Source organism: Streptomyces sp. NPDC056480 (assembly GCF_042795405.1).
Taxonomy (GTDB): domain Bacteria; phylum Actinomycetota; class Actinomycetes; order Streptomycetales; family Streptomycetaceae; genus Streptomyces.
Window position 1 is genome coordinate 1 of the sequence record NZ_JBHTSA010000202.1, and the last position, 7,950, is coordinate 7,950.

At 71.4% G+C, this 7,950-nt stretch carries 8 protein-coding genes; 6 read left to right on the forward strand and 2 right to left on the reverse strand.

The window, feature by feature from the left end; translation table 11 throughout:
• Positions 1-129 precede the first annotated feature (129 nt).
• Positions 130-540 carry a hypothetical protein gene (locus ACFQ79_RS39395; protein ID WP_383592905.1) on the forward strand — a complete coding sequence of 137 codons (411 nt, stop codon included), beginning with the start codon at positions 130-132 and terminating at the stop codon, positions 538-540.
• Here the strand turns inward: ACFQ79_RS39395 and ACFQ79_RS39400 are convergent.
• Entirely contained in the window at positions 485-1,198 is a 714-nt protein-coding gene (locus ACFQ79_RS39400) for a FadR/GntR family transcriptional regulator (protein ID WP_383592907.1), read from the reverse strand. The genes ACFQ79_RS39395 and ACFQ79_RS39400 overlap by 56 nt on opposite strands.
• An 81-nt stretch (positions 1,199-1,279) precedes the next feature.
• Between ACFQ79_RS39400 and ACFQ79_RS39405 the strand changes: the two genes are divergently transcribed.
• From ACFQ79_RS39405 to ACFQ79_RS39420, 4 genes are all read left to right on the forward strand, one after another.
• Positions 1,280-2,593 (forward strand): CynX/NimT family MFS transporter, encoded by a 1,314-nt coding sequence (locus ACFQ79_RS39405; RefSeq protein ID WP_383592909.1) that lies wholly within the window; start codon positions 1,280-1,282, stop codon positions 2,591-2,593.
• 17 nt (positions 2,594-2,610) lie between these two features.
• Entirely contained in the window at positions 2,611-2,727 is a 117-nt protein-coding gene (locus ACFQ79_RS39410; protein WP_254047295.1) for an SGM_5486 family transporter-associated protein, read from the forward strand.
• Between the two features lie 156 nt (positions 2,728-2,883).
• Complete coding sequence (locus ACFQ79_RS39415; protein ID WP_383592912.1) at positions 2,884-3,087, forward strand: hypothetical protein; 204 nt, start codon at positions 2,884-2,886, stop codon at positions 3,085-3,087.
• 35 nt (positions 3,088-3,122) lie between these two features.
• Positions 3,123-3,641 (forward strand): SixA phosphatase family protein, encoded by a 519-nt coding sequence (locus ACFQ79_RS39420; RefSeq protein WP_383592915.1) that lies wholly within the window; start codon positions 3,123-3,125, stop codon positions 3,639-3,641.
• 227 nt (positions 3,642-3,868) lie between these two features.
• On the opposite strand, the gene serB is transcribed toward ACFQ79_RS39420, so the two are convergent.
• The gene (gene serB, locus ACFQ79_RS39425; protein WP_383592918.1) at positions 3,869-5,086 is read right to left on the reverse strand and encodes a phosphoserine phosphatase SerB; all 1,218 of its coding nucleotides are present in this window, start codon (positions 5,084-5,086) and stop codon (positions 3,869-3,871) included.
• Positions 5,087-5,307: 221 nt separating this feature from the next.
• Here serB and ACFQ79_RS39430 point away from each other — a divergent pair, with 221 nt between their 5' ends.
• On the forward strand, positions 5,308-7,902 hold the full coding sequence (locus tag ACFQ79_RS39430) for an FHA domain-containing protein (RefSeq protein WP_383592921.1): 2,595 nt from the start codon (positions 5,308-5,310) through the stop codon (positions 7,900-7,902).
• The last annotated feature ends 48 nt before the right edge of the window (positions 7,903-7,950 follow it).

Genomic DNA, 7,950 nt, shown 5'->3' on the forward strand with positions numbered 1-7,950 from the left:
GCCCCGGAGGGGGCGGGCACACGGCCCTCGCCGTTCCGCAACTCCTGCCCGACTCGAAAAGTCGAGCGAACCACCCCAGACTGGGGCAGAGCGTGATGCTTCTGCTGCTGACGGGGAGGAGGTACGGGCATGCGTGCGCTACGTCACGGGTTCGGCGCGTTCGTCTCCGTCGCCGTACTGCTCACCGGGATCGCCGTCGCCGCCGAGGTACGGGCCGCACCGGCCCCGGCCGAGGAACCCCCCGCCACCGCCCCCGCGGCCGGGGAGCCGGAGGACTTCGGCGCCTCCTGCGGCACCGTCGTCCAGGGCTCGACCGTCACCGCCCACTGCCGGAACCCGTACCCCCGCACCGACCGGGTCCGGCTCCACGTCGAGTGCGAGCGCTGGTGGGACATCGACTCCGACAGCGCCCCCGTGGAGGTCGGCCCGGCCGACTACGGCGAACTCACCGGCCGCTGCTGGAAGGAGGTCCGGTCCGCCTGGGTCACTCACCAGCCGGCGGACCAGGCTCCCGATCCGACTCCGGTACGGGGCTCCTGAGGCACATGTAGGGGTAGCCGGCCGCCTCCGCGCCGGCCCGTTCGGCCTGGCCCTCCCGGATCGCGTCCACCAGCCGCGCGTGGTCCATCCGGTTCTCCGGCCGCAGCTCCTGACCGACGTCGTCGCGCAGCCACTCGCGCAGCAGGTCGCCCAGGTCCGCGTAGAGCTCGGTGAGCACCTCGTTGCCCGAGGCGGCGACGACCGCGTGGTGGAAGGTCGCGTCGGCGGTCACGAACCGCTCCGCGTCACCGGACTCCCACGCCTCCTCCCGTCGTACGAGCAGGGTGTCGAGCTGCTTCAGATCCCGCTCGGTGCGCCGCGCTGCCGCGAGCCGCGCCGCGGCGGACTCCAGGGTGGAGCGCAGCTCGGCGACGTGCCGGGGGTCGGAGCCGGCGAAGCGGCGGTGCATGACGCCCGCCAGCTCGCTGGTGGCGATGACGTACGTCCCGGAGCCCTGACGGATGTCGAGGAGCCCGTTGTGCGCGAGCGCCCGCACCGCCTCGCGCACGGTGTTGCGGGCCACGCCCAGCTGCTCGACCAGCTCGGGTTCGGTCGGGATGCGTGAACCCACCGGCCACTCGCCGGAGGTGATCTGGTTCCGCAGCTCGGCGATCACCTGATCGGAGAGGCCTGCGCGCCGGGGGTGGCCGAGGGCCATGGAGCACCTTCCCATTCGTTCGGGTCGCCCAAGTCGTTCGGGATTGGACAACCAATCATCCCATGATTCTATGATGGCCTCATGCCTGACGAGCCGAAGACCCTCGACCCCGCCGCACGACCGGCCACGACCACCGTTCCGGCGGCCACCACGACCCCGCCCGGAGCCGCCGTCGCCGGCGATTCTCCCGCACGGGCGCGCGCGCAGCGGTGGACCCTCGGCCTCGTCACCGTCGGACTGGTCCTCGCCGCGCTGAACCTGCGCCCCGCCATCACCAGCCTCGGCGCCCTCCTCGAAGAGGTCAGCGCGGACCTCCACATGAGCGGCACCGTCGCCGGCGTCCTCACCTCCGTACCCCCGCTCTGCTTCGCGATCTTCGGCATCACGGCCCCGCGCCTCGCCCGCCGCTTCGGCCCCGCCGCCGTCGTCTGCGCGGGCATGGCCGCGATCTTCACCGGCCTCCTCCTGCGCCCCTTCGCCGGCGGCACCGTCGGATTCCTCGCCGCCAGCGCCCTCGCCCTCATGGGCATCGCCGTCAGCAACGTCCTGATGCCGGTCATCGTCAAGCGGTACTTCCCCGACCGCATCGGCAGCATGACCGGCCTCTACTCCATGGCCCTCGCCCTCGGCACCTCCGTCGCCGCGGCCGCGACCGTCCCCATGACCGCCGCCCTCGGCGGCGACTGGCGCATCGGACTCGGCGTCTGGGCCGCCATCGCCGCACTGGCCGTCCTGCCCTGGATCCCGCTCGTCCGCGACCGGGACCGCGCCCCCCGGGAGGCCAGGACCGCCACCGCCGTGACGGAGACCGCCGCCCCGCGCATCACCCGCAGCCGCACCGCCTGGGCCCTCGGCTGCTACTTCGGCCTCCAGGCCACCGGCGCCTACATCACCATGGGCTGGATGCCGCAGATCTTCCGCGACGCCGGCGTCCCCGCCTCCACCGCGGGCGTGCTCCTCGCCGTCACCATGGTCATGGGCGTCCCGCTGGCCTTCGTGATCCCCCGGCTCGCCACCCGCATGAAGAACCAGGGCCCGATCGTCGTCGCCCTCGGCCTCTGCGGCCTCGCCGGCTACACCGGCCTCTTCCTCGCCCCCGCCGCCGGCGCCTGGGTCTGGGCGCTGCTCCTCGGCGTCTCCAACTGCTCCTTCCCGCTCGCCCTCACAATGATCGGCATGCGCTCGCGCACTGGCGCCGGAGTCGTCCGCCTCTCCGCCTTCGCACAGAGCGTCGGCTACCTCATCTCCATCCCCGGCCCCCTCCTCGTGGGCGTGCTCTACCAGCACAGCGGCGGCTGGGGACTGCCGATCGTCCTGATGGGCGGGCTCATGGTGCCGCAGATGATCGTCGGAACCCTGGCGGGCAGGGACCGGACGGTCGAGGACGAATCCTGAGATGCGAGACTGTCGGCATGCCAGTTCTCGAACCCAATCCCCCGAACGGCCAGAAGAAGCTGCTCATCGTCTTCGGCGCGATGATCGGCATCACGGTCGTCATCGGCCTCATCGCCTCGTTCGCCTCCCCGTGACGCCCGCTCACCACGCCCGCGGTGGGGATAACCCCCGCATCCCCTAGGGGGCGGGACTCAGGGTGAAGTGGGTGGATCACCGGATGGGCCGAGGGGCCCGCGATCCCTAGGTTGGAGACAACAGGGAAAGCGGAGTTCTCACCCACGGAGGCGGCCATGTCGGCCCACACGTCCACCCGCGTCCGTCCCGAGGCGACCGGTGTCGACACCCGGCTGCCCTGGTGGGCGCTCGCCCTCCCGGCGGTCGCGTTCACCGCCCTCCTGATGCTGATGACCGGGCCCGGTGAGGCACACGCGGCGGTCGGCGACCCGGGGGTCGGAGGGTTCCTTGAGCGGGTCCTGCAAACGCTCTCTCTCTGAGTCGGCGCGCGCCGTTTCGTGCGAAGCTGAGGACCATGAGCGTCGACACACCCCGCAGGATCGTGCTGCTCCGACACGCTAAGGCGGACTGGAACCAGGAGTCCGACCACGAGCGCCCCCTCGCCGAGCGAGGCCGCACGGACGCCCCCGTCGCGGGCCGCCGGCTCGCCGAGACCGGCATCGCCTTCGACCTGGCCCTCTGCTCCACCGCCACCAGGACCCGCGAGACCTGGAAGCTGGCCGTGCAGGCCCTCCCCGAGCGCCCGAAGACCGTCTACGAGGACCGGCTGTACGAGGCCTCGCTCGGCGAGCTCATCGCCCTGCTCAACGAGACCTCGGAGGACGTGTCCGACCTCCTGGTCATCGGCCACAACCCCGGGATGCACGCCCTCGCCGACGCCCTCGCGGGCGAGTCCGAGGGCGACGTGCTGCCCCGGATGAACCGCAGCGGCTTCCCGACCTCCGCCTTCGCCGTCCTCACCTTCAACGGCTCGTGGAAGTCCCTGGAACACGGTGCCGGGCGTCTCGTCGACTTCTGGACCCCGCACGCCTGACCGGCCCGCCCGCCACCGGCCCGTACGCCTGAGCCGCCGACCCGCGGCCGAGCCGTACACCTCAGCCGTGCGTCGCAGCCGTACGCCTGAGCAGTACGTCTCAGCCGTACGCCTCAGCCGCGGGCCGGCGCCGTAGCCGAACCCGCAGCCGATGCCTATGCCGTACGGAGAAGGGCCCGGCCGTCACTCGACGACCGGGCCCTTCCACGTCCGAGGTCACCCGCGGCTCAGTGCAGCAGGTCCTCCTCGCCGCCGTCGGCGGCCTCGACCTCTTCGCGGGTGATCCCCAGCAGATACAGCACCGTGTCCAGGAACGGCACGTTCACCGCCGTGTGCGCGGCCTCGCGCACCACCGGCTTCGCGTTGAACGCCACGCCGAGACCGGCCGCGTTCAGCATGTCCAGGTCGTTCGCCCCGTCGCCGATCGCCACGGTCTGCGCCAGCGGCACACCCGCCTCCGCCGCGAACCGGCGCAGCAGCCGCGCCTTGCCCGCCCGGTCCACGATCTCGCCGGTCACCCGCCCGGTCAGCCTGCCGTCCACGATCTCCAGGGTGTTGGCCGAGGCGAAGTCGAGCCCGAGCCGCTCCTTCAGATCATCCGTGACCTGCGTGAACCCGCCCGAGACGACACCCACCTGGTAGCCGAGCCGCTTGAGCGTACGGATCAGGGTCCGCGCCCCGGGCGTCATCCGCACCTCGGCACGGACCTTGTCGACCACCGAGGCGTCGAGCCCGGCGAGCAGCTCCACGCGCGCGTGCAGCGACTGCTCGAAGTCCAGCTCCCCGCGCATCGCCGCGGCCGTCACCTCGGCGACCTTGTCCTCGCACCCGGCGTGCGCCGCGAAGAGCTCGATCACCTCGTCCTGGATCAGCGTCGAGTCGACGTCCATCACGACGAGCCGCTGGGCCCGCCGGTGCAGCCCGGCGGAGACCACGGCCACATCGACCCCGATGGTGTGGGCCTGGGTGGCGAGGGAGGTCCGCAAGGGCTCCGTCTCACAGCCGGACACGGCGAACTCGACGGCCGTGACCGGGTACTTCGCCAGCCGGAAGATGCGGTCGATGTTGCCGCCGGCCTCCGCGATCCTGGCCGCTATGGCCGCCGTCTGCTCCGCCGTCAGCGGGTTGCCCAGCACGGTGACGTGCGAGCGCCCCTCACCCCGGGGACGGTTGTCGCCCGTACCCGAGATGATCTCGGCCTGGAGTTTCAGCGACTCGGCCCAGCTGTGCACGGTCGCGCGGAGCTCGCCCTGCGAGACGACGGTCGGCTCGGTGACGAGCGCGCACAGGACGAGGCGGCCGCGGGAGACGACCTGCTCGATGTCCACGACGTCGACGGAGTAGGCGGCGAGGGTGTCGAAGAGTCCCGCGGTGATCCCGGGACGGTCCTTCCCGAAGATCTTGACGAGAAGGGTGGGAACGTCTGAGGTCTGCGATGCGCTCATGGTGCTTCCACCGTATCGGGCACCACGTGCCACCCGACCCCCCGTCCCGCCCAGCGGACACCCGAGTGGGCGCGCCCTTGATCCCCGAGGCGTCGGGGGAGAGCCTGCGCCGGGTCTTCACGCGGCCCGACTTTCGGAGAGGGGACCGGGCCTGAAATAGTTCCCCAGGATGATTCGCATCCCTGGACTCCCCGCGACGGGGGTACATCGGGGGACAAGTAGTGGGGCATGGAGTGCCAGAACTCGTACTGGAATTGAACGGAAGGACCTGGACGCTCGATCCGTCCAGGTCGTACACCCTGGGCCGCGACCCGCAGGGCGACCTGGTCATCGACGACGCCAGGGTCTCGTGGCGCCACGCCACCATCAGCTGGGGCGGCCGGAGTTGGGTCATCGAGGACCACGGCTCGACCAACGGCACGTTCCTGCAGGGGCAGCGGATCCACCAGGTGGAGATCGGGCCCGGCTCGGCCGTCCACCTCGGCAACGCCACCGACGGCCCGCGGCTGAATCTCGCCGCCGCCGGCGCCCCGGCCCACCAGCAGGCCCCGGCGGCCCATCAGCAGCCGGCCGCGGCCCAGGCGCCGGCCCACCAGGTCCCCGCCCACCAGGCCGCGGAGCAGGCCGCCCAGGCCGAGTGGATCACGCACCAGGCCCCGCCGCAGCAGGGTCAGCAGCAGGTCCCGCAGCACAACTGGCAGCAGCAGGGCCCGCCGCCCGTGCACCCGCAGGCCGCCCGGCAGCAGGTCCCGCACCAGCAGGGACACGGCGGCCCCGGCGCCGCCGGGGCATCGGCGGCCTACGCCGACCGCAGCCCCACCACGTTCCACCAGCTGGCCCTCGGCCACGTCATGCGCATCGGCCGTGCCCTCGAGAACGAACTGGTCGTCTCCGACCTCCAGGTCTCCCGGCACCACGCCGAGTTCCACGCGACGCCCGACGGACGCTTCGAGATCCGCGACCTCGGCTCGCACAACGGCACGTACGTCAACGGTCAGCCGATCACCAAGGGCGGCTCCGCCCTCCTCGGCCCCCAGGACATCGTCGGCGTCGGCCACTCGACCTTCCGGCTCGTCGGCGGCCAGCTCGAGGAGTTCGTCGACACCGGCTCCGTCTCCTTCTCGGCCCGCCACCTCACGGTCACGGTCGACGGCGGCAAGCAGATCCTGAAGGACGTCTCCTTCGGCGTCCCGGAGAAGTCGCTGATCGGCGTCATCGGCCCGTCCGGCTCCGGAAAGTCCACGCTGCTCAAGGCGCTGACCGGCTACCGCCCGGCCAACGAGGGCGACGTCCTCTACGACAACCGAAGCCTCTACAAGCAGTTCGCCGAACTGCGCCAGCGCATCGGTCTGGTCCCGCAGGACGACATCCTGCACAAGGAGCTGACCGTCCAGAAGGCGCTGCGCTACGCCGCCAAGCTCCGCTTCCCCGGCGACACCGCCACGGCCGAGCGCGAGGCCCGCATCGGCGAGGTGCTGCGCGAGCTCAAGCTCGACATCCACAAGGAGAAGAAGGTCACCTCCCTCTCCGGTGGTCAGCGCAAGCGCGTGTCGGTCGCCCTGGAGCTCCTCACCAAGCCGTCGCTGATCTTCCTGGACGAGCCCACCTCGGGCCTCGACCCGGGCATGGACCGCGATGTCATGCAGCTGCTCCGCGGCCTCGCCGACGACGGCCGCACGGTCCTCGTCGTCACCCACTCGGTGGCCGAGCTGGGCCTCTGCGACAAGCTGCTCGTCATGGCCCCCGGCGGCTCGGTGGCGTACTTCGGCCCGCCGGACGAGGCGCTGAACTTCTTCGGCTACTCCACCTGGGCCGACGTCTTCTCCGCCTTCGAGAACTACCGCGACTACGACTGGGCGGGCCGCTGGAAGGGCTCGCAGCACTACCAGCTGTACGCCGCGGACATCGACGCCGTCGCCGCGCAGCCCGTCCAGATGCCGCAGCAGGCGATGTCCAGGCCGCCGAAGCCGCAGGGCTGGGGCTCCCAGCTGTGGACGCTGATCCGCCGCTACGTCTCCGTGATCGCCTCCGACGTGGGCTTCATGGCGCTGATGGTGATCCTGCCGGCCGTCCTCGGCGCGGTGTCCGTCGTCATCCCCGCCGACTTCGGCCTCGGCAAGCCCACGCCCCCGTCCCGGTTCAACGGCGACGCCGGCACGATCATGCTGATCCTCGCGGTCGGCATGTGCTTCAGCGGCGCGGCCAACTCGGTCCGTGAGCTGATCAAGGAACGGGTCATCTACGAGCGCGAGCGTGCCGTCGGCCTGTCCCGCTCCGCGTACCTGATGTCCAAGGTCATCGTCCTCGGCCTGATCACGGCCTTCCAGGGCGTGATCATCTGCGCCATCGGCTTCTCCACGCGCGCGCTGCCCGAAGAGGGCCTGCTCATGCCGCCGGCCGTCGAGCTGTGCATCCAGGTCATCGGGCTCGGCCTGACCTCGATGATGGTCGGCCTGGTCATCTCCGCGCTGGTGAAGACCGCCGAGAAGACCATGCCGCTGCTCGTCATGTTCGCGATCATCCAGGTCGTGTTCACCGGCATCCTCTTCCAGGTGTACGACTCGCCCGGCCTGGAGCAGTTCGCCTGGCTCATGCCGTCCCGCTGGGGCATCGCCGGCGCCGGCGCCACCCTGGACCTGGCGCACCTGATGCCGCCGTGGGACCACAAGGACCCCACGAACACCGACCCGCTGTGGGAGCACACGGTCGGCCAGTGGAGCCTCAACCTCGGCATCCAGCTGTTCATGGCGGCCCTCTGCTGCGTCGCCGTGGCGCGGCTGCTGCGCCGCCACGAGCCCGAGGTCATGCGCAAGTGACCGACTGAGCGACCGGTACGCCGAAGGGCGGCACCCCCAGTGCGGGGG

Bases quoted from the DNA above. Each gene is read 5' to 3' on its own strand.
- ACFQ79_RS39395 (WP_383592905.1), top strand. From the start codon at position 130: ATGCGTGCGCTACGTCACGGGTTCGGCGCGTTCGTCTCCGTCGCCGTA.
- ACFQ79_RS39400 (WP_383592907.1), bottom strand. From the start codon at position 1,198: ATGGCCCTCGGCCACCCCCGGCGCGCAGGCCTCTCCGATCAGGTGATC.
- ACFQ79_RS39405 (WP_383592909.1), top strand. From the start codon at position 1,280: ATGCCTGACGAGCCGAAGACCCTCGACCCCGCCGCACGACCGGCCACG.
- ACFQ79_RS39410 (WP_254047295.1), top strand. From the start codon at position 2,611: ATGCCAGTTCTCGAACCCAATCCCCCGAACGGCCAGAAGAAGCTGCTC.
- ACFQ79_RS39415 (WP_383592912.1), top strand. From the start codon at position 2,884: ATGTCGGCCCACACGTCCACCCGCGTCCGTCCCGAGGCGACCGGTGTC.
- ACFQ79_RS39420 (WP_383592915.1), top strand. From the start codon at position 3,123: ATGAGCGTCGACACACCCCGCAGGATCGTGCTGCTCCGACACGCTAAG.
- serB (WP_383592918.1), bottom strand. From the start codon at position 5,086: ATGAGCGCATCGCAGACCTCAGACGTTCCCACCCTTCTCGTCAAGATC.